22 protein-coding genes and 1 pseudogene are annotated in these 23,770 nt (G+C 60.3%); 9 read left to right on the top strand and 14 right to left on the bottom strand.

Going from position 1 to position 23,770, the window contains the following annotated elements:
• Positions 1-7 precede the first annotated feature (7 nt).
• From gdhA to epsC, 6 genes and pseudogenes are all read right to left on the bottom strand, one after another.
• Positions 8-1,363, bottom strand: coding sequence for an NADP-specific glutamate dehydrogenase (gdhA, locus tag R8L07_15100; protein ID MDW3206862.1), 1,356 nt, complete (start codon positions 1,361-1,363; stop codon positions 8-10).
• Between the two features lie 121 nt (positions 1,364-1,484).
• The gene (locus R8L07_15095) at positions 1,485-1,802 is read right to left on the bottom strand and encodes a ferredoxin family 2Fe-2S iron-sulfur cluster binding protein (protein MDW3206861.1); all 318 of its coding nucleotides are present in this window, start codon (positions 1,800-1,802) and stop codon (positions 1,485-1,487) included.
• A gap of 76 nt (positions 1,803-1,878) precedes the next feature.
• Positions 1,879-3,042 carry an aminotransferase class V-fold PLP-dependent enzyme gene (locus tag R8L07_15090; protein MDW3206860.1) on the bottom strand — a complete coding sequence of 388 codons (1,164 nt, stop codon included), beginning with the start codon at positions 3,040-3,042 and terminating at the stop codon, positions 1,879-1,881.
• A 14-nt stretch (positions 3,043-3,056) separates the two neighbouring features.
• Complete coding sequence (locus tag R8L07_15085; protein ID MDW3206859.1) at positions 3,057-4,169, bottom strand: cysteine desulfurase family protein; 1,113 nt, start codon at positions 4,167-4,169, stop codon at positions 3,057-3,059.
• A 46-nt stretch (positions 4,170-4,215) separates the two neighbouring features.
• Entirely contained in the window at positions 4,216-4,674 is a 459-nt protein-coding gene (locus tag R8L07_15080; GenBank protein MDW3206858.1) for an Rrf2 family transcriptional regulator, read from the bottom strand.
• Between the two features lie 224 nt (positions 4,675-4,898).
• Positions 4,899-5,657: pseudogene (epsC, locus tag R8L07_15075) on the bottom strand (serine O-acetyltransferase EpsC).
• Between the two features lie 327 nt (positions 5,658-5,984).
• Between epsC and R8L07_15070 the strand changes: the two are divergent.
• The gene (locus R8L07_15070) at positions 5,985-6,626 is read left to right on the top strand and encodes an alpha/beta hydrolase (GenBank protein ID MDW3206857.1); all 642 of its coding nucleotides are present in this window, start codon (positions 5,985-5,987) and stop codon (positions 6,624-6,626) included.
• A gap of 18 nt (positions 6,627-6,644) precedes the next feature.
• Here the strand turns inward: R8L07_15070 and R8L07_15065 are convergent, their stop codons facing one another.
• Positions 6,645-7,730 (bottom strand): anhydro-N-acetylmuramic acid kinase, encoded by a 1,086-nt coding sequence (locus tag R8L07_15065; protein MDW3206856.1) that lies wholly within the window; start codon positions 7,728-7,730, stop codon positions 6,645-6,647.
• Between the two features lie 125 nt (positions 7,731-7,855).
• On the opposite strand from R8L07_15065, the gene tyrS reads away from it, so the two are divergent.
• A complete protein-coding gene (gene tyrS, locus R8L07_15060) occupies positions 7,856-9,106 on the top strand; it encodes a tyrosine--tRNA ligase (protein ID MDW3206855.1) in 1,251 nt (416 codons plus the stop codon).
• A 112-nt stretch (positions 9,107-9,218) separates the two neighbouring features.
• Here tyrS and R8L07_15055 read toward each other — a convergent pair whose 3' ends face one another.
• On the bottom strand, positions 9,219-9,770 hold the full coding sequence (locus R8L07_15055; GenBank protein MDW3206854.1) for an isochorismatase family protein: 552 nt from the start codon (positions 9,768-9,770) through the stop codon (positions 9,219-9,221).
• Positions 9,771-10,068: 298 nt separating this feature from the next.
• On the opposite strand from R8L07_15055, the gene R8L07_15050 reads away from it, so the two are divergent.
• Both R8L07_15050 and R8L07_15045 read left to right on the top strand, forming a co-directional pair.
• On the top strand, positions 10,069-10,212 hold the full coding sequence (locus R8L07_15050; GenBank protein MDW3206853.1) for a hypothetical protein: 144 nt from the start codon (positions 10,069-10,071) through the stop codon (positions 10,210-10,212).
• Positions 10,213-10,783: 571 nt separating this feature from the next.
• Positions 10,784-11,557 (top strand): hypothetical protein, encoded by a 774-nt coding sequence (locus R8L07_15045; protein ID MDW3206852.1) that lies wholly within the window; start codon positions 10,784-10,786, stop codon positions 11,555-11,557.
• 125 nt (positions 11,558-11,682) lie between these two features.
• Here R8L07_15045 and R8L07_15040 read toward each other — a convergent pair whose 3' ends face one another.
• On the bottom strand, positions 11,683-12,555 hold the full coding sequence (locus tag R8L07_15040; GenBank protein ID MDW3206851.1) for an IS1595 family transposase: 873 nt from the start codon (positions 12,553-12,555) through the stop codon (positions 11,683-11,685).
• Between the two features lie 42 nt (positions 12,556-12,597).
• Between R8L07_15040 and R8L07_15035 the strand changes: the two genes are divergently transcribed.
• Genes R8L07_15035 through R8L07_15025 form a run of 3 tightly spaced genes read left to right on the top strand, consistent with a single transcriptional unit; the run spans position 12,598 to position 14,103 of the window.
• Positions 12,598-13,233 (top strand): DUF262 domain-containing protein, encoded by a 636-nt coding sequence (locus R8L07_15035; protein ID MDW3206850.1) that lies wholly within the window; start codon positions 12,598-12,600, stop codon positions 13,231-13,233.
• 25 nt (positions 13,234-13,258) lie between these two features.
• Positions 13,259-13,597, top strand: coding sequence for a hypothetical protein (locus R8L07_15030; GenBank protein MDW3206849.1), 339 nt, complete (start codon positions 13,259-13,261; stop codon positions 13,595-13,597).
• On the top strand, positions 13,594-14,103 hold the full coding sequence (locus R8L07_15025) for a HEPN domain-containing protein (GenBank protein MDW3206848.1): 510 nt from the start codon (positions 13,594-13,596) through the stop codon (positions 14,101-14,103). Before R8L07_15030 ends, R8L07_15025 begins: the two co-directional genes overlap by 4 nt.
• 25 nt (positions 14,104-14,128) lie before the next feature.
• On the opposite strand, the gene R8L07_15020 is transcribed toward R8L07_15025, so the two are convergent.
• From R8L07_15020 to R8L07_15005, 4 genes are all read right to left on the bottom strand, one after another.
• On the bottom strand, positions 14,129-15,010 hold the full coding sequence (locus R8L07_15020; protein ID MDW3206847.1) for a sulfotransferase domain-containing protein: 882 nt from the start codon (positions 15,008-15,010) through the stop codon (positions 14,129-14,131).
• Between the two features lie 5 nt (positions 15,011-15,015).
• Entirely contained in the window at positions 15,016-15,525 is a 510-nt protein-coding gene (locus R8L07_15015; protein MDW3206846.1) for a winged helix DNA-binding protein, read from the bottom strand.
• 40 nt (positions 15,526-15,565) lie between these two features.
• The gene (locus tag R8L07_15010; protein ID MDW3206845.1) at positions 15,566-19,204 is read right to left on the bottom strand and encodes a hydantoinase B/oxoprolinase family protein; all 3,639 of its coding nucleotides are present in this window, start codon (positions 19,202-19,204) and stop codon (positions 15,566-15,568) included.
• A gap of 84 nt (positions 19,205-19,288) precedes the next feature.
• Positions 19,289-20,446, bottom strand: coding sequence for a Xaa-Pro peptidase family protein (locus R8L07_15005; GenBank protein ID MDW3206844.1), 1,158 nt, complete (start codon positions 20,444-20,446; stop codon positions 19,289-19,291).
• A 132-nt stretch (positions 20,447-20,578) separates the two neighbouring features.
• Here R8L07_15005 and R8L07_15000 point away from each other — a divergent pair, with 132 nt between their 5' ends.
• Both R8L07_15000 and R8L07_14995 read left to right on the top strand, forming a co-directional pair.
• Positions 20,579-21,319 (top strand): arylmalonate decarboxylase, encoded by a 741-nt coding sequence (locus R8L07_15000; GenBank protein MDW3206843.1) that lies wholly within the window; start codon positions 20,579-20,581, stop codon positions 21,317-21,319.
• A gap of 1 nt (position 21,320) precedes the next feature.
• A complete protein-coding gene (locus R8L07_14995) occupies positions 21,321-21,980 on the top strand; it encodes a GntR family transcriptional regulator (protein ID MDW3206842.1) in 660 nt (219 codons plus the stop codon).
• A 26-nt stretch (positions 21,981-22,006) separates the two neighbouring features.
• Here the strand turns inward: R8L07_14995 and R8L07_14990 are convergent, their stop codons facing one another.
• A complete protein-coding gene (locus tag R8L07_14990; protein MDW3206841.1) occupies positions 22,007-23,731 on the bottom strand; it encodes a Na/Pi cotransporter family protein in 1,725 nt (574 codons plus the stop codon).
• Positions 23,732-23,770: the final 39 nt, after the last annotated feature.

The following is a 23,770-nucleotide window of genomic DNA, read 5'->3' as shown; positions in this document are numbered from 1 at the left end:
TTCCCTTTTACATGACGCCGAAGGCCAGCATCGCGTCCGCCACCTTGACGAATCCACCGATATTGGCTCCGCGGACATAGTCGATACCGCCATCCTTTCCGTGTCCTTCGCCGAACTGGTGGCAGGTCTGGTGGATATTGGCCATGGTCGACTTCAAAAGGTTGCGCAATTCCTTGTCGGTCCAGCTGATACGGGCCGAGTTCTGCGACATTTCCATGCCCGAAACCGCAACACCGCCGGCATTGGCCGCTTTCGCCGGCCCGAACAGGATGCCCGCCTGCTGAAACGCCTTCTGAGCGGCGTCCATCGTCGGCATGTTGGCCCCTTCCGACACCGCCTTCACGCCATTCTTGATCAGCGCATTTGCATCCTCCTCGCTGATCTCGTTCTGGGTCGCGCAGGGCAGCGCATAATCGCATGGCACATGCCAGGGGCGCTTCCCCTCGTGGAAGGTCGCCCCGGAGAAATTGTCGGCATATTCCGATATCCGACCGCCATTCTTCTTGAGCTCCTTCACCCAGTCGATCTTCTCCTGGGTCATGCCGTCAGGGTCGTGCACGAAACCGCCTGAATCGGACAGCGTGACCACCCGGCCGCCCAGTTGATGCGCCTTCTCCGCCGCGTGGGTGGCGACATTGCCTGCCCCGGAAACGACGACGGTCTTGCCGTCCATGCCCAAACCGGCGACGTCCAGCATGTTCTGCATGAAATACACAGCGCCGTAGCCCGTCGCCTCCGTTCGGATCAGCGATCCGCCATATTCCAGCCCCTTGCCGGTCAACACGCCTTCGAACTTGTTCGTCAGACGTTTGTACTGGCCGAACATATAGCCGATTTCCTTGGCACCGACGCCGATATCGCCGGCCGGCACATCGACATCCGGTCCGATATGCCGGAACAGTTCCGACATGAATGCCTGGCAAAACCGCATGATCTCAGCATGGGAACGGCCCTTCGGATCGAAATCCGAACCGCCCTTTGCCCCGCCCATCGGCAGGCCTGTCAGCGAATTCTTGAATTGCTGTTCGAAGCCCAGGAACTTTAGCACGGACAGATTGACCGACGGGTGAAACCGGCAACCGCCCTTGTACGGGCCGATCGCATTGTTGACCTGGACACGGAAGCCGCGGTTGACATGCACCGTTCCGTCATCCGCCTGCCAACAGACGCGGAACATCACGGTCCTGTCCGGCTCGCACATCCGCTCGAAGATTTTCAGATCCTTGTAGATCGGCTTGGTATCGAGAAACGGAATGATGGTCTGCGCGACCTCGTGCACCGCCTGATGGAACTCGGTTTCCCCCGGGTTCTTGGCCTTCAGGGCCTCCATGAAGGTCTCGATTTCCGCCGCGTGATCGCCCATTTCCGCTCCCCCGGATGCGATATGCCTGTCCCAAAGGATGAAGCCTAGCAACCGGGCCGAGGGGCACAAAGCAAAAAAGCCCCGCAATGCGGGGCTTCGGTAGGCGGCAAAAGGCGGCCGATCAGGTTTCGTCCGGAACCCGGAAGCGGATGCCGTCCAACTCGTCCGTCACGCGAATCTGGCAGGACAGCCGCGACGTCTTGGTCAGACCAAAGGCAAGGTCGAGCATATCTTCCTCGTCTTCGCTGGGCGGATCCAGCTTGTCGAACCAATCCTGGTCCTCCACCACCAGATGGCAGGTCGCGCAGGCCAGCGACCCTTCACAGGCCGCTTCAATTTCGACGTCATTGTCGACAGCCGTTTCCATCACCGACAGACCATTCTTGGCATCGACGACGGTTTCGCTTCCATCGCGGTGAACGAAGGTGATTTTCGGCATGAAACGTCCTCTCGTGGCAGTTCGGCGGCGCGACGACCCGGGCTATTTGGGCCAAGCGCCCAACTAAGTCAATCGATCAGCGACCGGAGATCGCATCACGCAGCATCTCGGCGGCGGCATCGATATCGGAGCGGGTGGTGAATCGCCCCAAACCGATGCGCAGACCCGCAGCGATCTTTGCCGGATCGTGGCCGAGGGCCTGCAGGACATGGCTGGCGGCCTGTGCGCCGGACGAACAGGCCGACCCGGCCGAGACCGACAATCCATCGAGCGCTGCGAGCAATTCGGTGCTCTCCAGCCCCGCGACGGTCAGATTCAGATTGCCCGGTATGCGGTGTTCCAGATCGCCATTGACGGTCAGACCCGGCAGGTCCTGCTGCAACCTCTCCCAAAGGCTGTCCCGCAGCGCCCGCAGACGGTCGCCTTCTTCCGCCATTTCACGCGATGCGATTTCCGCCGCCGCACCAAGGCCGACGCATAGAGGCGTCGGCAGCGTTCCGGACCGCAGTCCCCGCTCCTGGCCGCCGCCGTCCATCAACGCCTCCAGCACAACTTTCGGCTTGCGCGAACGGACATACAGCGCGCCAACCCCCTTGGGCCCGTAGATCTTGTGGCCGGAGACACTCATCATGTCGATCGACAGGGCATCCACATCCAGTGGGATCTTGCCGAAGGCCTGGGCGCAGTCACTGTGGAACCAGGCACCGACCGCCCGCGCCATCTGGCCGATCTCCTCAAGCGGCTGGATCACACCGATCTCGTTGTTCACCGCCATGACGGACACAACGGCGACACGCTCATCCAGGGCCTCTTGCAGAACTGCGAGATCCAGCAACCCGTTCGGCCTCACCGGCAGATAGGTGACATCGAACCCTTCGCGTTCCAACCGCGCCACGCTCTCCAGAACGCATTTGTGCTCGCTGGCGACCGTCACGACACGGGTCCGTCCTTCGGTCGCGCGGCGGTGACGCGCCGCCCCTTTGATCGCCAGATTGTTCGATTCCGTCGCGCCGGACGTAAAGACGATCTCCCGCGGTTTCGCGCCGATCAACTCCGCCACCTGACCGCGTGCCGCCTCTATGGCCGATTCCGCATCCCAGCCATGGCGGTGGTCCGCCGAATGGGGGTTACCGAAAACCTCACTGAAATAGGGCATCATTCGATCCACAACGCGCGGATCGCATGGGGTCGTCGCCTGATAGTCGAGATAGATCGGTCTTTCGGGCCGGTTGCTGGACATGACAGCGCTCCTGTTCAGCCTGCGACGGATGCGGACTGGCCTAGACGCCGCGCCATTGCCCCATAGGCGGCGACGAATGCCTCAATCTCCTCCGCCGTCGTGCGCCAGCCCATACTGACGCGGATGGATGCCCCTGAAATCCGCTCGGGCAGACCCATGGCGTTGAGTACATGGCTGGTCTTGACCTTTCCGGACGAGCAGGCGGATCCGGCACTGACGGCAAATCCGGCGAGATCCAGCGCGATCACCTGCTTCTCGGAAGGAACCCCCGGAAGGGCAGCGCAGACCGTATTTGCCACCCTTTCCGATGATGGAGCGATGAGTATTGCACCGGCTTCCGAAAGCCCGATCTCCAGGCGGTTTCGCAGGTCAGCCAATCGACCTTGCTCCGTTTCGCGCTGAGCCAGAACGCGGTCCGCCGCGGCGCCGAAACCTGCGATACCCGGGGTGTTCTCCGTGCCGCCCCGGCGTCCGCGTTCCTGCCCGCCGCCCGGCATGATGGCTTTCAGGGCGACGCCACGGCCGAGCACAAGGGCACCGACGCCGGGCGGGCCGCCGATCTTGTGGGCGCTGAGGCTGACCGACGTCGCGCCCAAAGCCACCATGTCCAGCGGCAGACGTCCTGCCGCCTGCACCGCGTCGACATGCAGCCGGCCGCCGGCCTGCGCCACGATTTCGGCAATGCGGGTCAGGGGCTGAACAACGCCGGTCTCGTTGTTGACCGCCATAACGGAAACAAGATCCCCTTCAGCGATCACAGCCTGCAGATCGGCGAGGTCGAGCCGTCCATCCGCACAGACCGACAGTCGCTTCGCCTCCGGGATGGCGTTCAACACGCTGTCATGTTCAATATCGGAAACGAGGGCGCGCCCGCCGGCCAACCCGCGCAGCGCCAGCATGTTCGCCTCGCTGGCCCCGGATGTGAAAACCACCTGCGCAGGATCGCCGCTGACCAAGGCAGCCACCTTGCGACGCGCCTCCTCGACGGTTCCGCGCGCGGTCCGCCCGAAGGAATGGACAGAGGACGGGTTGCCCCCGGCGGCCAACGCCGCCAGAACGGCCCGTTCCGCCTCTGGCAGGATCGGGCAGGTCGCATTGTAATCCAGATAGACAGGTGCCTGGCGCATGCCGCTTTGTCTCACGACCGGGACGGCGGGAAAAGGCTCTATACGTTCACGTATCGCCGACGGCCTGGGCTGCAGTCACCAGAGAGTCGACCTCCAGCCTTCCGTCACAGATATCGGCAACGGAAACCCCGTCCAGCACCGCCTCCATGCGCGCCGACAGCATGGCCCAGAGCGAATGGGTGGCGCAGCGCGTGTCGCCCGGACGGCACCGGGACGGCGACGCCGGCACACATCGGCTCAGCCGTGTCTCATCGTCCACGGATCGCAAGATGTCCGAAACGCTGATCGCGTCCCGCGACCGGGCCAGCGAATAGCCGCCGCCGGGCCCGCGCACGCTGCGAACGATTCCGCCCCGCTTCATTTTCGAGAATAATTGTTCCAGATAGGACAGGGAGATGTCCTGCCGTTCCGCGATATCGGCCAGAGGCACCGGTCGATCCGCATTCATGGACGCCAGATCGACGATGGCCATCACCGCATAGCGTCCCTTAGTGCTCAGTCTCACGCATATCCTCCGCCGTTCGCGGCCCGGCCAGCCTGTCGGCATAGCCAGTCCTGCGCCCGACCCGATCGCGTCCCCTCCCATCCCTGAGCGATATCGGTCGGTTATTACCAACAATCAGCAAACGCTGACATTTCCAAATTTAGTGCCTGCAACCACTATGTAAAGACGGCCGAAGTGTTTCCACCTCGGCCGCGCCGTTACGTCGCATTTTTCGAATGTCAGGCTTACTTTTTCGCAGGCTGGCGAGATGTGCCCTCGTCATTGTCGACCGAGAATCCGAAGCTTGGCCGCTTCTCGGCTTCGGCCAGACGTCCTTCCAGGTCGCCGATCTGCGCCTTCAGCGTCTCGACCTGCTGCATCAGGCCCTCGATGGCTCTCGCGGCCGGATCCGGCAGGTCGCCGAGCGGCGTCCCGTAGGGTGAAAACGCCCCCGTGGCACGGGCCGCCTTGCCGGTGACCGGTTTCGCCGGAATACCGACCATTGTTGCATTCTCGGCCACATTCTTGATGACCACGGCGTTGGCACCGACACGCGCGCCCTTGCCGACCGTGATCGGGCCCAGGATCTGCGCGCCGGACCCGACGATCACATCATCGCACAGCGTCGGGTGGCGCTTGGTGCAGCGCTGTCCGTCGGAATCCTCCGCAGGGGAAACACCACCCAGCGTGACGTCGTGATACAGCGTGACGTTATCGCCGATCTCGGCGGTCTCGCCGATCACGACGCCCATGCCGTGATCAATGAAGAAGCCGCGGCCGATCGTGGCGCCGGGATGAATTTCGATGCCCGTCGTCCAACGGGCGAACTGCGATACCATGCGGGCCGACAGGCGCCATCCGCGCCGCCACATCCAGCTGGAGGCGCGGTACAGCATGATGGCATGGAAGGCCGGGTAACAGAGTGCGACTTCAATCCGGGAGCGGGCCGCGGGATCGCGCGAGATCATCGCGTCGATATCGGAACGTATGGTCTGGAACATTCTGGTCCGTGCCTTTCCGGCCGACCGGTCCTAGTGCCGGTGCAGCGTGGTCGCGAAGCTCCGTTTCTCCATGGGTCGGGCACCATCCGGAAAGAATTCGCGATCCCTCCCGAAGGTCGGTTTCCGACCCGACCGGTTCCACCCCCTTACCTGCGGAACCGGCTTTTCCCGCACCGAAGCGCCCCCTACATATACGGTAGGCAAAAACGGCGTCAAGGAGCCCGCCGAACACTTTGCCGCGATAACACTTGTGTCCCAAGGCCTTGACGTCTAAAGCGATGGGCCGGAATTGCAGGGGCAAACCGTCTTTATTCCTACCGGGGTGAACTGATGCCGGAAGTCATTATCAACGGTCCAGAGGGACGTCTCGAAGGCCGCTATACACACGGACAGGACGACAACGCGCCGATCGCGCTGTTCCTGCATCCGCATCCTCAGCATGGCGGCACGATGAACAATCGTGTGGTCTATGAGATGTATCATACCTTCGCGAAGCGGGGCTTCTCCTGCCTTCGGTTCAATTTCCGCGGCGTCGGCCGGTCTCAAGGGGTGTTTTCCCGTGGCGAAGGGGAATTGTCGGATGCGGCAACCGCGCTGGACTGGCTGCAGACCTACAACGAGAATGCCCGCGACTGCTGGATCGCAGGGTTCTCCTTCGGCGCCTGGATCGGCATGCAGCTTTTGATGCGCCGGCCGGAAATCAACGGCTTCATCTCCATCGCGCCGCCGGCGAACCTGTACGATTTCACCTTCCTGGCGCCCTGTCCGTCATCGGGTCTGATCGTGCACGGGGATTCCGACGACATCGTCCCGCCGGAGCAGGTGAACAAGCTGGTCGACAAGCTGCGCGCGCAGAAGGGTATCACCATCGACTACGACCTGATGGCCGACACCAACCATTTCTTCACCAACAAGGTCGACGACCTGAAGGAAACGGTCAGCGGCTATCTGGATCAGCGGCTCCGCGGCTGATTGCGCAGGCCCAGGCCGTCAGCGCCCGGGTGCGAAGCGGCCGCCCGTCATCGGACGGGGCACCCCCGTGGTGCCGGGGAAGCTGATCGGCAGCCCCAGACGGCTGCGCACAGCCATGAAGGCAAAGGCCTGGGCTTCCAGTACGTCGCCGTCCCAGCCCGCCTCCTCCACGGGGGCGGTCGGAACGCCGAGGCGGCGCGCCAGTCCGTTCATGAAACTTGGGTTGTGACGACCGCCCCCCGTCACCAGCAGACGCATCGGCGCGGTCGGCAGCATCTCCACCCCCCGCGCCACGCTTTCCACCGTAAAGGCCGCCAGCGTCGCGGCACCGTCTTCCAATGCAAGTCCCGCGACCGGCGCCGGATCAAAATCGTCCCGGTCCAACGACTTAGGATAGGGGCGGGCGAAATAGGGATTGTCCATCAGGGCCGCCAATGCCGCCCGATCGACCCGCCCCGCCAGCGATATGCGGCCGTCCTCGTCGAATGCGCCGGCGCCGTGGCGGGAAATCCAGTCATCAAGCAAGGCGCTGGCCGGCCCGGTGTCAAAGGCAACGGGGTCCGCGTCGGCACCTTCCAGAAAGGTGATGTTCGCGACACCGCCCAGATTGAGCACGACCAGCGGCATGGTCTGCCGCCCGGCCAGCGCACGATGATAGACGGGCGCAAGCGGTGCGCCCTGCCCCCCGGCCGCCACATCCGCGCTACGCAGGTCGTAGACCACATCGATCCCGACACGCTTGGCGAGGCGCCCGCCCAGCCCCAGTTGCCAGGTCCAGCCGAGGTCGGGCCGATGGTTGATGGTCTGACCGTGGAAACCGACAATGTCGATATCGGCGGCCGACAGGCCCTCTGCAGACAAAAGCGACTGTACGACATCCGCATGCCGATCCGTCAGATCGCGTTCCAGCGTGTCGATGGCGGCGGTCCTGGTTTCCGCCCTCAGCACGGCACGAAGACGCGCCCGGAATGCCTCGTCATAGGGATGCGTCAGACTGGCCCCGGTGGACAGAACCGACTCGCCGTCGGTTTCGATCAGGGCTGCATCGATGCCATCGAAGCTCGTGCCGCTCATCAAGCCCAGCGCCATCATCGTCCTGGCCATAACCATCTCCCCAATCTTCTCTTCCCCACCGCATTCAACGGTCAGTCGGCGTCCCTCGTTGCCGGGTCCGCAGGTTCATGCTATCCCGCGCCGCGTTCAACCGACAAATCAGAGTTTTTACGACCATGGAACAGCTACGTTCGGATTTCCTGAAGGCCGTCCGCGACCGCGGATTCCTGCATCAGTGCACGGATATGCAAGCGCTTGACGCGCGCGCATTGGAAGGTCCGATCCCCGCCTATATCGGCTTCGACGCCACGGCGGATTCGCTGCATGCGGGTTCCCTGGTCCCGATCATGTTGCTGCGCCTGCTGCAGCGGAACGGCCACAAGCCGGTCGTCCTGATGGGCGGCGGGACGACCAAGGTCGGCGATCCCAGCGGCAAGGACGAACAGCGCAAGCTGCTGACCGACGACGACATCCAACGCAATATCGACGGCATCAAGAAGGTGTTCGAGAAGTTCCTGACCTTCGGGGATGGGCCGACCGACGCCATCATGGTCAACAACGACGACTGGCTGTCTAAGCTCGCCTACATCCCCTTCCTGCGCGATTACGGCCGTCATTTCTCGGTCAATCGGATGCTGAAATTCGACAGCGTCGCCCTGCGCCTGGAGCGGGAGCAGCCGCTCAGCTTCCTGGAGTTCAACTACATGATCCTCCAGGCCTACGACTTCGTGGAGTTAAACAAGCGCTACGGTGTCTGCCTGCAGATGGGCGGCTCCGACCAATGGGGCAACATCGTCAACGGAGTCGAACTGGGACGCCGGACCGACGATGCGTCGCTCTATGGTCTGACCGTGCCGCTGCTGACCACCGCGTCGGGCGCGAAGATGGGTAAGACCGCCAGTGGCGCCGTCTGGCTGAATGCCGAACGGCTGAGCCCCTACGATTACTGGCAATACTGGCGCAATACCGAGGACGCCGACGTCGGCCGATTCCTGCGCCTGTTCACCGACCTGCCCCTGGACGAGATCGCGGAACTGGAAAAGGCCGAAGGCGCCGCCATCAATGACGTGAAGATCCGCCTGGCCAATGAAGCGACGAAACTGTGCCACGGCGCGGAAGCGGCCGCAGCCGCCGCCGAGACCGCACGCAAGACCTTCGAACAGGGGGGCCTGGGCGACGATCTGCCGACGGTCGAGGTCTCCGCGGCTGAACTGGCGGACGGAATCGGCATTCTGAATGCCCTGACCCGCGCCGGCCTGACCCAGTCGAACGGCGATGCCCGCCGCCAGATCAAGGGCGGCGCCATCCGCGTGAATGACGAAAAGGTCGAAGACGACAGCCTGACCCTCGGTTCGGACTCGGCTATCGACGGCGTCGTGAAACTGTCCATGGGCAAGAAGAAGCACGCGCTTCTGAAGGTCGTCTGAGTTTGTAAAGCTGTGCTCCTGCGAAAGCAGGAGCCTTCCTTCCCCAGGCACCGTACCGGAACGATGCACGTTCCTGCTTTCGCAGGAACACGGCTTTGGGTTGACTGTCGGGTTATGCGAACCGTGTGAGGACGGCGCCGGATGTCAGAACTTCCGCATATTCACCGTCCAGGATCGCCAGGGTCAGGTCCGAGACGGTTTGCGCGTCCCAGACTGTGCCGTCGGCGCCCCTGACCGGAACAGCCGTGGTCGCATCCGAGGGCAAAAGGATGCGATAGCCCAAGGCCTTCCCCACCCTCACCGTGGCGTCCATGCTGTTGTGGATCACGACCCCGGTCAGCACGAAGCCGTCCGCGCCAAGCCCTTTCAACACCCCGTCCAGATCCGTGCCGATAAAGGCGCAGTTCTGGGTCTTCGCCACCACTGACTCTCCGGATAACGGCGCGACCTCGCGCTTGATCGCATTCCAGGGGCCATGGGTGTGATAGGTCGAAGTCGGGGTCGCCTCGTCATGTTTCACATGGACCACCGGCCAGCCCTTCCCCCGCCAATGCGCCAGCAGGCGCTGAATCACGGCCAGGTAGTCCGGATTGCTCTTGCCGTTCCAAACCGTTTGGTCGATGGCATCCTGGACATCAAGGATAACGAGAGGCGGCACGTGCATAGAAAACCTTTATGAAAATGATGGCAACGAGAACGGTTCTCTTCCGTTAGCAACCTGTTGTTCTAGCTTTGCAAACCTGCATAAACTGACCATCAAGCGCCTAGCCAAACCAAGCTTATGATTTTTATACTTAGTTAGGGCACTCGTCCGGGCTCTTATTAACTCCTAGGTTGCCCCCAACATCCATAGTTTCGTTTCACAAATGACGAAACAAACGATAACCTATGGTCGATTCAGCAAGGCGTCTACACGCCGCATCTAGATGCTACCGTTTCAAATCCCAGTTGGAGAGTAAAAAATGTCAGATGTTCAAGATGACGAAATTGTAATTGATGAAGATGCTGAACGCGAGTCTGATTCTACAGGAAAGCATGTCACATTTGACATAGCAACATATCCATCTGATTTAACTCTAGGGGTTTATCCCCTGAGAGCAAGTTAAGTTGGGAGTCGCATTTCTAGTGCATGTTGTGGTTTTATCCATGCATGTCAGGAGAGACGCCAACAGTTTTCGAAGTTGAGAAAAGCGTGGCGATCCCCCAGCGCTGGAGCGCGACAGGGGATGGCTGCCTTCAGATTGTTTTGTCGCTGGAGACCGGCGAAGGGATGCCGCGCGAAGGGCTCGCGTTTCGTGGAAAGGCCCGGGCGGACTTACCGAACGCCAACGTCTTGTTGCAGCTGGAGTATCCGCAAGACGGACGCACAGACCGTGCTATAGACCGGATAGAGTGGCGCCCGATCCAAGGATACCACAAGAATGTTCCAAAGGGTCCGTGCGGACATCTGCACAAGACGTTCGTGTATGGTAGCCACAGGCACCTGTTTAGTTGTAACTGGCTGACCGACCAGCGGAGACTTCTAACCAACAATTTGCCGATTGCTGAGGCACTTAGCCCTGATCCGGCCACCTTTTCCGACTTGCTTGCGCTAACATCAAAATGCTTTAGAATCAACGGCCTGGCTGAATACGTCCCCAATCCTTGGGCGGAGGGCCCAGAAGGCGACCTATTCTTATGACGGAAGCAAAGACATCGATCTGTGGGGCGGTGGCAGACGAGATTGCGCGACATGTCTCGGTGATTGAGACCGATAGTGGCGCTTGCTTCATTCGTCTGCCTGTCTTTTACCCCAATGGCTCTTGTGTCGCCGTCCGAATCCAGAAGATTCCGCCCCTTACGGAGACAGATAGCTATCTGGTGTCCGACTATGCCCTGGCGTATGACGAGGCGGAGGCAATGGGCGTGGCAACCTCCTTCGTCCGGCAAGCGGGTGAAGTGGCTCAACGGCTAGGCTTGGCGTTTATCAAACATGCATTTTCTGTGACAAATGTGCCGCGAGCCAATCTTGCATGGGCCGCGCTGTCTGTTGCAAATGCGTCGTGCGAGGCCGTTGTTCTGGCAGCGCAGAAGGTCGATGAGGCTAGGAAAGAAAACGACAGCGACCTGCTCTATGCGAAGCTGGTTCGTGTATTTTCGGCCAAGAACGTATCGCGGGACGTTGATATCGTTGGGGCGTCAAATACCCACTGGCCGTTCGACGCGATGGTAAACTCTAGCTACGTTAGGACTGTGTTCGAGGCGGTGGCCAATCATCGAAATTCCATCTACGCGGCGTCGACCAAGTTTCGAGATGTTAAGGCATCAGAGGGGGCGCCGGAGCGAGTGGCAATGGTCCGAGACAAGGCGTCACTTGGTACGATGCATAACATTCTCAGCATGGACTGCAGGGTGATAGACTGGGATGCAGATACTGAGCTTCTGCAGCGTGTTGTGATCCATGAGGGTTGAGAAGATGTTGAGCTTAAGAGCCGCGAGGCGGGCCGGACGATTAAAGGATTTCATCGCTCAGGAAGAGGCGCGCGGCGTCGGTCCTGTCGATGAGTCTGAATTGATGGACGCCTTAGCGTCCACCATCAGACCCGCGAAATCAGAAGATCGAACATCGCGTTCTCCATCTTCCGATGGTTCGACCGGAAAGTGAACTCGTCCAGATACCGGCGCATGTACTTCGAAGACACGTGAATGTGCGTCCCGGCAATGGACTTCTTGAACAGCCGCCAGAAGCTTTCAACGTGGTTCGTGTGGTGTACCGCGTCGTGACGGTAGTCGTAGTGCGCGTATTCCTTCGCACCATGCTTCACCGCGCCGTGCTGGTACCCGTCGTCGTCCAGTAAGCCGTAAGACATCAGTTCGTCGGTAGAGACGGTCGTTCCCGGCTCGACGTTGCGCAGCGTTACATCCCGCAGTGTGGTTTTCTTCACGTTCGGGATGACTTCGGTAACGATCCGGCCATCGCGCTGTTTCAGGCCCATGACGATGGTCTTACCTTCGGCACCGCGACCGCGCTTGCCGGGGCGACGGCCACCGACATACGCCTCGTCCAGTTCGACGTGACCGCGCAGCATTTCGAAGTTGTCGGCATCGCCCATCAGCTTGCGGATCTGCTGGCCCATGCGCCACGCGGTTTTGTACGTGACGCCAAGCGACCGTTGCAGTTCCTTGCCGGAAACGCCGTGGCGCGTCGTCACGAACAGGTAGATGGCATAGAACCAGAGTTGCAGCGACGTGCGGCTGTCTTCGAAGATCGTACCGGCGCACGGATAGATATGATGGCCGCAGGCCGCGCAGGCATAGGCTTTGCGCTTGGCGATACGATGGAAGGTGCTTTCCTTGCCGCAGGCTTCGCACTCATGCCGCGCACCGTAGCGAACTTCCATCACATGATGAAGGCACGCATCGTCGTCCGGGAAGCGGGCGAAGAAATCTCGAACGGTCAGTTTGGTCATCGTGTCCTCCATCGATGACCAATATATAGGAAGTCAACATACTTGCGTCAAGGGGATAAACCCCTAACTCTAAGCGTCATATACGAGATGTGGAATGAAAAAGATGTAACGATACCTAAATTCCAAAGGAATTTCGTATGGACAATCAAGCAATCCTCCCTTTTAGTAGAGTCGTTTCTTCTAGGATTACCAGTTCCTCAGGTCTTTTTCTACATAGATTCTACGAATAAAAACTTGGTAATTGATGGGCAGCAGAGATTGCTATCAATAATATTTTTCTTTGATGGTTATTTTGGCTACGAAAACCTTGGGAAACGGCGCGTTTTTCGTCTTACAGGGCTTCCTGAAGATAGCCCTTACGCAAATTTGAGATTTGAAGATTTAACTCAATCGGACCAACGGCGCCTAAAAAACGCCGTGCTTCGCGCGGTCAATATTCGGCAACTATCTCCAGCCAACAGTTCGGACAGTATGTTTTACATTTTCGAACGGCTTAACACCGGAGGCACCCCTTTACGCCCTCAAGAAATACGGAATTGTGTTTTTCATGGACCGATTGTTGATTCACTTCAAGAGTTAAATCAGAACGCCATCTGGAGGAAAATAATAGGGAAAAAGACAATAGATAAACACAAAACGAGATGTGGAAATGATATTAAGAGTATTCTCTCTATTTGATCGAGGAGATAAATATGAAAAACCAATGAAAGAATTTCTGAATATTTCCATGGAAAACAACAAAAGCGGAAATTCTTCAAAATACTCTCAGTTCTTATCTAGGTTTCCATATGTTTTGGAAATCATAAGTGATAAATTTCCTGAAAAACCCTTCAATGTTAGGGGCCCCATTAATTTGGCAGCCATGGATTCTGTTCTAACAACACTTCTCAATATGGGTGACAATATCCCTGAAGACATTAATGTTCGTTTCAACAACCTTATCAATGATGAAGTTTATAGAGAGTGTATTTTCTTTAACACTAGTGACGCCTCTGTTGTTCGTTCTAGACTTGAAATCGCAAGACGGTATCTCGAAAAATGACACTTTATACTGAAAGATTTAGACTAGTAGAAGAATATTTGGACCACTTAGACTCTGTAATGGTTGGAATTGGCGATCCGTTTATACAAAGCAGATATCTTGGCTTTGTAACCACTGCGGCTGTAACAGTTTATGAACTTGCAATTAAAGATATATTTTTTTCCTTCTCAGACAAAAAACATAAGATATTAGGGAGCTTTTCACGAGGTCACTTTGATCGGATAAACGGAAGAATTAAAATAAAAGATTTGAAGAATGAACACGTCAATATGTTTGGTCGAAAGTATGTTGATAAATTTGAAAAGATGCTAGAAAAGAAAGAGAAACAGTTCCTAAAGGATGGTTTTGGCAGCATAAAGTCAAGCTATGGAAACATAATAACTTGGAGACATACATTTGTTCACGAAGGGGTCGCCCCTGGCACTACAAATTACCCAGAAATAAAAAATAGCTATAAACTCGGAAAAGAAATTATATTTTGTCTGGATCATGCCATGAGGCGATAAATCATTGATTAGATAAAGAAAAAACTCAATTTAACATTGCCCGAATGGCCGCATAATCCTTCAGACCGAACGGTTCGCCCATCCTTCGCCGCCATTCCGCATCAAACGCGGCGCGGGTTTCGTCGGACATGATCGGCTTGGCGGCCCCGGCGACGCCCTTGCTGACCTTCGATGCGGAACCGCCGGGCGGCAGACCGCAGGCGGCGTCCCGGCGTGCGCGGACAAGGTGATCATCGAACTGCCCGCCATGGGCTTTCATGAAATCGAAACCTGCCTGTTTGACGGCGATGTCGAAGGTCGGGCCACTTTCCGGCAGGTTCAGGAATCGCGCCACCGTCCGGACGGCGCCCGGCAGATCGTCCTTCAAATCCTCGAAACAGAGCAACAACACATCATCGCGGTCCCGCTGCGCCCACCAGGAAGCGGCATGGGCCCAATATCCGTGATCATCGCCGCGCCCCAGATAGAAGTCCCGTGCGAAGGCCTCGAATCGAATGCTGCCGGTCTCGAAGAACCAGCCTTCAAAGAACTTGTAGAGCGACAGGCAGGCGTCCGCAGGGTCGCGAAAGACCACAATATAGCGCCCGCCCTTCGGGATATCGAACCAGGAAAGATGGCTCTTGTAGGCGCGCGGCTTGAAACGCTGTACCTCCGGGTCCAAGCCAAGGTCGTGGGCCATTTCAATCCAGGGCACGGCTTCCGTGATTTCAGAAAAGGACATGTCCCCACCGCTGCGCAGACCATGGACGATCTGCTGCATCCAGGTCGTGCCGCATTTCGAATAGGGCGATATGAAAACATCCGTGGGCCTGGGCTTGAACGCCAGGCCCTTGCGGAAACCCTCTGCAGTCTCAAACCCGGCCAGAGCCGCCCGCATACCGGCCAGGGTTGTCGGGCGTACCCCCATCACGGTCACAGGCTCGTCGCGCTGCGCGCTGCCTGATCGTACAGGCCGGACAGGGCACGCAAGGTCCGGGCGGTGTCGGCGATTTCCTCGGCATCCAGACCGCCCAGCGCCTCGAAAGCATCGACCAGGCAGGATTCCCGCACCTCGCGATAGACACGACAGGCCTCCTGCCCCGCCTCGGTTACGGAATAGAAGGCCTCCTTGCCGCGCTTTTCGGATTCAACAAGCCCGGCCTTCAGCAGCTTCTTGAGCGCATAGTTGACGGTGTGCGTATCCTCGACATTCAGGGTGAAGCAGATATCTGCCAGGCGCTTCTGACGGTCGCGGTGATTGACCGAATGCAGGACCAGGACATCCAGGGAGCCCAGGTCGCCATAGCCTGCCGCCGCCATGCAGCGCGATACCCAGCGCTGAAAGGCATGCCAGGCGACGATCAGCCCGTATTCGTACTCACTCAGTTCCGCCGCCTTGTCGGAGACGAGATGCGCCGAGGATACGATGCGGTTTCTGGCCATGGCTGATCACTCCCGGTCTGATAGATGTCCTGCCGTCGGCCTACTCCGCCGCCTCGGCCCGGGCCTTGCCGAAGCCGCCGCCACCGGGCGTCTCAAGGACGAAGACATCGCCCGCCTGTACCGCGCGCATGTCCGTTGCCGTCATCTCGTCGCGACGGCCGTCGGTGCGCTCGATCCAGTTGCGGCCAACCGCACCATCGTCGCCCCCGGCCATGCCGTAGGGCGGAACAATGCGGTGATTCGCCAGGATGACGACGTCCATATCCTCCAGGAAGCGCACGATCCGGCGGACGCCGTCGCCGCCGCGATGCTTGCCCTTGCCACCGGAACCGCGCCGGATCTCGAACTTCTCCAGCATGACCGGCAAACGCCATTCCAGAATTTCCGGATCGGTCAGGCGGCTGTTGGTCATATGGGTATGGACCGCATCCGTCCCGTCGAAATCCGGACCGGCACCCGAGCCGCCGCAGACGGTTTCGTAATACTGATAGCGGTCATTGCCCCAGACGAAGTTGTTCATCGTCCCCTGGGCCGCCGCCATGACCCCCAGTGCGCCATAAAGCGTATCCGTGACGATCTGCGAGGTCTCGACATTGCCCGCGATCACCGCCCCGGGATAGCGCGCGTTCAGCATGCAATCTTCCGGCAGGATGATCTCGATCGGCTTCAGACAGCCCTCATTCATCGGGATGTCGTCCTCGACCAGGGTCCGGAAGACATACAACACCGCCGCCCGGCAGACGGCCGCCGGAGCATTGAAGTTGTTCGGGCCCTGCGGGCTGGTTCCGGTAAAGTCGACGGTCGCGCCACGCTTCGCCTTGTCGATGGTGATCGCGACCTTGACCTTCTGGCCGTTGTCCATCGGATATTCGAAGGTTCCGTCCTTCAGGACATCGATCACCCGGCGCACGGATTCCTCGGCATTGTCCTGGACGTGCCCCATATAGGCCTCAACCGTGTCCAGACCGAAATGGCCGACCATCTTGCGCAATTCCTGGACACCCTTCTCGTTCGCCGCCAGCTGCGCGCGCAGGTCAGCGACGTTCTGGTCCGGATTGCGTGCCGGGTACTTGGCCGATGCCAGAACCTCGCGCAGCGCGTCCTCCCGATAGGTGCCCTGATCGACCAGTTTGAAATTGTCGATCAGCACGCCTTCCTCGTCGATATGCGCGGAATCCGGCGGGGCGGACCCCGGCGTGCGACCGCCGATATCGGAATGGTGCCCGCGGCTGGCGACGAAGAACAGGATGCGGCTGCCATCCTCATGGAAGACCGGGGTCACCACGGTAACGTCGGGAAGGTGCGTGCCGCCATTATAGGGGTTGTTCAGGACATAGGCGTCGCCCGGCTTGATCGTGCCCTCATTGTTGCGCACGACGGCCCGGACGCTTTCGCCCATGGACCCCAGATGCACCGGCATATGCGGCGCATTGGCAATCAGATTCCCCTCAGCATCGAAGACCGCGCAGGAGAAATCCAGTCGCTCCTTGATGTTCACCGAATAGGCGGTGTTCTGGAGCGTGTAGCCCATCTGCTCGGCGATGGACATGAACAGGTTGTTGAACACTTCCAGCATCACCGGATCGGCCTGGGTGCCGATCGCGACCTGACGCGGCAACGCCTCGACGCGGGTCAGGACCAGATTGCCGATGGCGGTCATCTCGGCTTCCCAGCCCGGCTCGACGACATTGGTGCCGGTGCGTTCGATCAGGATCGCCGGGCCCTTCACCTTCTGCCCCGCCGACATGCGGTCGCGGTCGAAGACCGGTGTTTCGACGAAATCGCCGGCCATATACGTCGTCACCGTCTCAACCGGATCCGGCGAGGCGGCGCGCGCCGCCAGATCGTCCGACGCCAGATCGAAGGTCCGGCCGATGCCTTCCACGGACAGGGCGGAGGCGACCAGCCCCTTCCCGCCCATCAGGAATCCGAAGCGGGAGCGGTAGGAAGCCTCGAAGGCTTCGGCCATTTCCTCGAGCGGACCGAACGGCACTTCCAGAGCCGTGTCCGACCCGTCATAGCGGATATGTACCTTGCGCAGCAGTTCGATCCGCTCCGACGGCACATCCTGTTTCAGCAGTTCCGCCTCGGCTTCCTCGGCCATGGCACCCAATTCGTCTTCCAGACGCGTCAGCAGGCCGTCATTCAACGGCTGTTCGACCGACCGTTCGCGCATAGCGCGGATATCGGCCAGGCCCATGCCATAGGCGGACAGGACACCCGCGAAAGGATGAATCAGTACCTTCGTCATGCCCAGCGTGTCCGCGATCAGGCACGCATGCTGCCCGCCTGCGCCGCCGAAGCACTGCAGGGCGTATTCGGTGACATCATAGCCGCGCTGAACGGAAATCTTCTTGATCGCGTTCGCCATGTTTTCGACGGCGATCTTCAGGAACCCGTCGGCAATTTCCTCGGGTGAGCGCTTCTGACCGGTCGCAGCCTCGACCTCCTTCGCCAGCGCCTCGAACTTCTCGCGCACCGGCGCGGCGTCCAGCGCCTCATCCTGGTTCGGACCGAAGACGGCAGGGAAGAATTGCGGCTGCAATTTGCCCAGCATGACATTGCAGTCGGTAACGGCAAGCGGCCCGCCACGGCGATAAGCGGCCGGGCCGGGGTTGGCGCCGGCACTTTCCGGGCCGACACGGAACCGGGCGCCGTCGAACTGGCAGATCGACCCCCCGCCGGCAGCCACGGTGTGAATCAGCATCATCGGCGCGCGCATACGAACACCGGCGACCAGGGTTTCGAAAGCACGCTCATACTCACCGTCGTAATGGGCGACGTCGGTGGAAGTCCCGCCCATATCGAAGGTGATGACCTTGTCGAAGCCGGCCTGTTCCGCCGTCTTCACTGATCCGACGATACCGCCGGCCGGACCGGACAGGATCGCGTCCTTGCCCTGGAACAGCTTGGCGTCGGTCAGGCCGCCATTGGACTGCATGAACTGCAACCGGACATCGCCGAGTTCCCCGGCGACCTGCTGCACGTAGCGGCCCAGGATCGGCGAAAGATAGGCATCAACCACGGTCGTGTCGCCGCGCCCCACGAATTTGATCAGCGGGCTGGTTTCATGGCTCGTGGATACCTGGGTGAAGCCGATCTCCCGCGCCAGCGCGGCGACCTTCTTCTCATGGTCCGGCACGCGATAGCCATGCATCAGGACGATGGCCACGGCGCGGATGCCGTCGTCATAGGCCTTCTGCAGTTTCGGACGCAAATCGTCGAGGTCCAGCGGCGTAAGGATCTGGTCCTTGGCGTCGACGCGCTCGACCACTTCCTCGACGCGCTCGTACAGCATTTCCGGCAGCAGGATGTTACGGTCAAACAGGCGCGGGCGAGCCTGATAGGCAATGCGCAACTGATCTCGGAAACCCTCGGTGACAACCAGCAATGTGCGATCGCCCTTACGCTCCAGCAGCGCATTGGTTGCGACGGTCGTCCCCATCTTCACGGCGTCGATCTTGTCCGAGGGAATCGGATCGCCCGGCTTCAGGCCCAGCAGATCGCGGATGCCCTGAACGGCGGCGTCCTTGTAGGCTTCCGGGTTCTCCGACAGCAGCTTGTGGGTATTCAGCGTGCCGTCCGGCGCGCGCGCGACAACATCGGTGAAGGTACCGCCCCGGTCGATCCAGAACTGCCAGCCTTCTTTGCGCGGTTCCGCTTCGCGTGACGCCGTCATACCCATATCCTCCGTTACATTGGCACACCATCAAAGACAATTTATCGATAAATTGTCAACGATGATTGATAGAAAATGTCGGCGTCAGACCTGTAACAGGTCCAATGAATGCCGGGACAAGCGTTCCACCCCGTCCTCCTTCACCAGAACCGAATGACCGTAAGACATCGCAAATCCGGCTTCGGAATCATTCAGGATCATGTGCAGGAAGAACACATTCCCCGCCTCCATCAGCAGCGGATTGCCGTGATAGAACATCGGAAAGTCGACCCAGATCGGGTTGTAGATCGCCCCCATGCCGTAGCCGCAGGCCTGGAATCTGGCATGCTTCAACCCGCGGCGGTCAAAGACTTCCGCATGGGCATCGAAGACATCGCCCATCGGCCGTCCGGGGCGGATCGCCGCTTCGCAGGCCTCCAACGCCTCGACGGCGGCACTGTGCATGTGGATCTGGTGTGGCGTCGGCTTGCCCACGACGATGGTACGCATCATGGCGGCATGGTAGCGGCGATAGGCACCCGACCACTCGAGGGTCAGTTGGTCCTTGGGGTCGAGATGTCTGCGGCCGGCATGGTAACGGACCAGCAACGCGGTCGGGCCCGAACCGATGATGAATTCATTGCCGGCATAATCGCCGCCCCCCCGGAAGACAGCGCCCTGCATCGCGGCCAGGATATCGCCCTCGAAGGCACCCGGCGCGGCGAGTTCCAGGCAGGCATCCAGCGCGTCGTCGGACAGTTCGGCCGCCCGGCGGTGATAGGCGATTTCCTGGTCGCTCTTGTCACGCCGCAGCCAGGTAATCAGGTCGGACGCCTCAACCAGTTCCGCCACCCCTTCGAACAGTGCGGCCACGCGCGCACCGTTGTAGTGGTTCAGGCCCGGCGTCTTGGTCTCGACCCCCAGTTTTTTGCCCGACAGCCCCAGTCTGCGGGCCAGTTCGACAAGGTCGGCCATAGGATCGGCGCCTTCGACCTCCGTCCAGATATGGATCTGCGCGTCCGTCAGGATTGATGTCTGTTGCGCCTGACGCAGGTCCGGCATGCGTGTCAGCAGCTGTATATCGCCGGACGCGGTCAGAACCATGCACTGGAACATGGCAAAGCCGAACGTGTCGTACCCCGTGAGCCAGTAATGACTTTCCGGCGCGAACAGCAGAATGCCGTCCAAGCCCCGTATCCGCAGCGATGCAACGGCCCGCGCCTGGCGGGCGGTGAACTCTTCCTCGGTAAAATGGATCGGCATTCCCGTCCCCCCTCAAAAAATCTGTCCATGGAGCGTTAGCATATTGCTGTATGCAGCTATAGTGTTTTTTGTATCAAACGCGGAAAATTCACCCTAGTATCGACAGTGCTGCATACAGATGGAGAGACGGCGATGGTAGCGCACATTCCTTTCGACCGTGGCCGACACCACCGGGCCAAGATCGGTTTCATCCTGCTGGCGACGGAGCAGACGATTGAAGACGACATGTTCCAACTGCGGCCGGAGGGCGTTGGCGTGCATTTCTGTCGGGCGGCAATCCCGGACAGCATCACGTCGGAAACCCTGGCGGCACAGGCGGAACTGCTGGCCGACGCGGCGGCAACACTGCTGCCTGACGGCAGCCTGGACGTCTGCTGCTACGCCTGCACCTCCGGCAGTCTTGTAATTGGCGAGGAGCGGGTTTTCGCCGAAATCCGAAAGGGCGCCCCCGGTGCCATACCGACCTCCCTGATCAGCGGGGTGATCGCCGCGTTGCGCGCCCTGTCCGTCACACGCGTCGCCGTTGCGACGCCCTATCTCGCCGACATTGATTCGCGCGAAGCCGATTACCTCAACGCGGCCGGGTTCGACGTACTGACCATCAAGGGTCTGCGCATCGAGAAGGACAGCGACATGGTCCGAGTGCCGCCCGACTACATCGTCGACTTCGCCCTGTCCGTCGACCGGCCGGAAGCTGAGGCGATCTTTGTCAGTTGCGGTGCACTGCGCACGCTGGACGTCGTCGAGGAGATCGAGCAGAGGGCGGGAAAGCCGGTGATCTGTTCGAATCAGGCGATGATGTGGCATTGCCTGCGTTCCGCCGGGATCGATGATCGGATTCAGGGATACGGACGTCTTTTCAGGGATCATTGACATGCCGGACGAGGCCAAGCGGACCAGCCCTGCCGATATCTATGCGGAGATCCGTGACCGGATCTGCTTGCTGGACCTTGCCCCCGGGACAGCCCTGCGGGAGGCCGATCTGGCGGCGGAGTTCGGTGTCAGCCGGACCCCGGTCCGCGAGGCGCTGCAGCGCCTCGGCGCGCTCGGGCTCGTTGAAAGCCGCAATGGTGTCGGCACCTTCGTGACGGACCTGGATGCCGACCGGACGCGACAGGCCTACGAGATGCGCCTGAAGATCGCCGAACTGTTCGGGCATATGTCGCCCCATCCGATCGAAGACGCCCATGTCGAAGCCATGGATCAGTTCGGAATCAGGGCCCGGGTCCTGCGGGCGGATTTCGATGTCAGGCGATATTTTTCCCTGAACCACGAGGTGCATTTTCTGCTGGCCGAACTCATCGGCAACTATGCGCTGCGGGATAACTGGCACCGCCTCTACTTCCAGACGGCCCGCGCCTGGTACAGCGTTTCCGCGACCCTGGGGGCCGAGGTCGCCGCCGATCTGGTAGAAGAAATCGACGCCGTCCGAGGGGCCATGGCACGCCGTGACCCGATCGCCGTCGGCTATATCCAGCGCAACTATATCGCCTATGCCTACGCACAGGTCTTCCCGGACGGCGCGACGCCGTAAGCGCCGCGTCCCGTCACCAGCCGATGTCAAGAGAAGGTCGGTTCCGCACCGGCAACCGTTTCGGACGGGCGCATTTTCCTGAGAGCGGAATTCTTGAGGCGCGTCCGGCGCAATTCCCCCGCTTCCGCTAGGATCGGATAGGCCGCCGAACTGAGATGGGAGTTGATGCGCCGCAGGTCCCTCAGCACGTCCAGATGCAGGGCGGAGGTCTCGATGGACGCGCTGCGCCCCTCTTCCAAGCGACCGTAATGCCGTTCAACCGCTTCCCGCTCCAACTGGCTGAACGCCTCCTTCTCGCACAGCAGGGCACGGGCGAGATCGACATCGCCGGATTGGAACACATTCATTGCCAGACGCAGATTGGCCTGAACCCGCGCGATCAGGGCGTCGAGTTCCTCCTGCCCTTCCTGGGAAAACTGCAGGCCGCGCTTGGCCTTCTTCCGAACAGTCCCGGCAAGCGTCGATTCGACGATATCCCCCGCATGCTCCAGGTTGGTGACGAAGGACAGGACATCGCTGGCCCGTCGGCTTTCCGCCGGATCCAGCGGTACGGTCCTGAGCCGCGTCACATAGGCCTTCACACTTTCATAGGCGGCGTCCACCCGGTCATCCGCCGCCCCGGCCTCATCCATCAGCAGACGGTCGTTCGTACGCAGGGCGGTCCCCGCCCCGGTCACCATGGATTCGACGTAACCGCCCAGCGTCAGGGTTTCCCGCACCGCGTTGTTCAGGGCACGGGATGGCGATTCCAGATCCGTTTCGTCCAGATGACTGACGACCGGCAACGCCACGCCCTCGTCAGATTGCGGCTCCTTCACCGTCCGCTCCAGAAGGGCGGCCGCACTGCGCACCCAGGGCAGGAACAACAGCGCAATGCCCAGATTGAAGGCCAGATGGGTCAGCACGACAGCCTGGGCCGGACCGATCTGCAATGCGGCGATCCCGGCAGATGCCGGCGACAGGGCCGACAGCGCCAGCACGCAAGCGGTCAACTTGAAGGTGAAGTTGCCGACAACGACCCTGCGGGCCGATACCGGGCCGCCCAGGCTGGCGATCAAGGGGGCAACGGCGCCCCCCAGATTGGCCCCCAGGACAAGCGCCACCATTGCCTCAACCGGCATGGATCCGCCGGCCGCCAAAGTGGCAATCAGCAGAACCGCGGCCAGGCTGGAATGCATCGTCCAGGCACAGACCGCCGCAGCGAGAACCGCGAGAAGCGGCTCCTGCGACAGGGCGACGATGACAAGCGCCGCGATGTCGCTCTCCCCGATGAAGGCGGACTGTCCGGTGATGATATTGAGCGCCAGCATCAGGAAACCCAGCCCGACCACGGCCCGGGCAATGTTTCGGTGAATTCTGGATTCAAGGGCCAGGAAGCCGACGATCCCGAGGAACAGTAGAACCGGAATCCCGGCGGAGATGTCGAGCACGAAGACCTGGGCCACCAGCGTCGTTCCGACATCCGCCCCCAGCATGACCGCCAGCGCCATGGCGGTCGGGACCGCCAATCGGTTGGCCAGGGAGGACATCAGAAGCGCGGTCGCCGTGCTGCTTTGCAACAGGACGGTCACCGCCAGGCCGACCCCCCACGCCTGAAAGCGGTTTCCGATCACACGGCCGCCGATGGTCCGAAGGCGGTCACCGAAGGCCCGCTGCACGCCGGTGCGCACCATCCGCATCCCCCAGAGCAGCAGCGCAACGCCGCCCAGAAGCCAAAGCAGAAATTCCGTACCCGTTGTCGCCGCGACCATAACCACCTCTGAGAACCGTGACCGTTTTGTTACGGTTTT

It is taken from the genome of Alphaproteobacteria bacterium (assembly GCA_033344895.1).
Taxonomy (GTDB): domain Bacteria; phylum Pseudomonadota; class Alphaproteobacteria; order UBA8366; family Aestuariispiraceae; genus Pacificispira.
The sequence above is the reverse complement of the archived record's forward strand: the minus strand, read 5'-3'. Positions and strand labels throughout refer to the sequence as shown.

Excerpts from the sequence above, each read along its gene's own strand:
- R8L07_15070 (MDW3206857.1), top strand. The coding sequence starts at position 5,985 with ATGCCGGAAGTCATTATCAACGGTCCAGAGGGACGTCTCGAAGGCCGC.
- R8L07_15055 (MDW3206854.1), bottom strand. The coding sequence starts at position 9,770 with ATGCACGTGCCGCCTCTCGTTATCCTTGATGTCCAGGATGCCATCGAC.
- R8L07_15030 (MDW3206849.1), top strand. The coding sequence starts at position 13,259 with ATGAAAGAATTTCTGAATATTTCCATGGAAAACAACAAAAGCGGAAAT.
- tyrS (MDW3206855.1), top strand. The coding sequence starts at position 7,856 with ATGGAACAGCTACGTTCGGATTTCCTGAAGGCCGTCCGCGACCGCGGA.
- R8L07_15065 (MDW3206856.1), bottom strand. The coding sequence starts at position 7,730 with ATGGCCAGGACGATGATGGCGCTGGGCTTGATGAGCGGCACGAGCTTC.
- R8L07_15045 (MDW3206852.1), top strand. The coding sequence starts at position 10,784 with ATGACGGAAGCAAAGACATCGATCTGTGGGGCGGTGGCAGACGAGATT.
- R8L07_15085 (MDW3206859.1), bottom strand. The coding sequence starts at position 4,169 with ATGCGCCAGGCACCTGTCTATCTGGATTACAATGCGACCTGCCCGATC.
- R8L07_15000 (MDW3206843.1), top strand. The coding sequence starts at position 20,579 with ATGGTAGCGCACATTCCTTTCGACCGTGGCCGACACCACCGGGCCAAG.
- R8L07_15050 (MDW3206853.1), top strand. The coding sequence starts at position 10,069 with ATGTCAGATGTTCAAGATGACGAAATTGTAATTGATGAAGATGCTGAA.
- R8L07_14995 (MDW3206842.1), top strand. The coding sequence starts at position 21,321 with ATGCCGGACGAGGCCAAGCGGACCAGCCCTGCCGATATCTATGCGGAG.
- R8L07_15090 (MDW3206860.1), bottom strand. The coding sequence starts at position 3,042 with ATGTCCAGCAACCGGCCCGAAAGACCGATCTATCTCGACTATCAGGCG.
- R8L07_15025 (MDW3206848.1), top strand. The coding sequence starts at position 13,594 with ATGACACTTTATACTGAAAGATTTAGACTAGTAGAAGAATATTTGGAC.
- R8L07_15040 (MDW3206851.1), bottom strand. The coding sequence starts at position 12,555 with ATGACCAAACTGACCGTTCGAGATTTCTTCGCCCGCTTCCCGGACGAC.
- R8L07_15005 (MDW3206844.1), bottom strand. The coding sequence starts at position 20,446 with ATGCCGATCCATTTTACCGAGGAAGAGTTCACCGCCCGCCAGGCGCGG.
- R8L07_15020 (MDW3206847.1), bottom strand. The coding sequence starts at position 15,010 with ATGGGGGTACGCCCGACAACCCTGGCCGGTATGCGGGCGGCTCTGGCC.
- gdhA (MDW3206862.1), bottom strand. The coding sequence starts at position 1,363 with ATGGGCGATCACGCGGCGGAAATCGAGACCTTCATGGAGGCCCTGAAG.
- R8L07_15095 (MDW3206861.1), bottom strand. The coding sequence starts at position 1,802 with ATGCCGAAAATCACCTTCGTTCACCGCGATGGAAGCGAAACCGTCGTC.
- R8L07_14990 (MDW3206841.1), bottom strand. The coding sequence starts at position 23,731 with ATGGTCGCGGCGACAACGGGTACGGAATTTCTGCTTTGGCTTCTGGGC.
- R8L07_15015 (MDW3206846.1), bottom strand. The coding sequence starts at position 15,525 with ATGGCCAGAAACCGCATCGTATCCTCGGCGCATCTCGTCTCCGACAAG.
- R8L07_15010 (MDW3206845.1), bottom strand. The coding sequence starts at position 19,204 with ATGACGGCGTCACGCGAAGCGGAACCGCGCAAAGAAGGCTGGCAGTTC.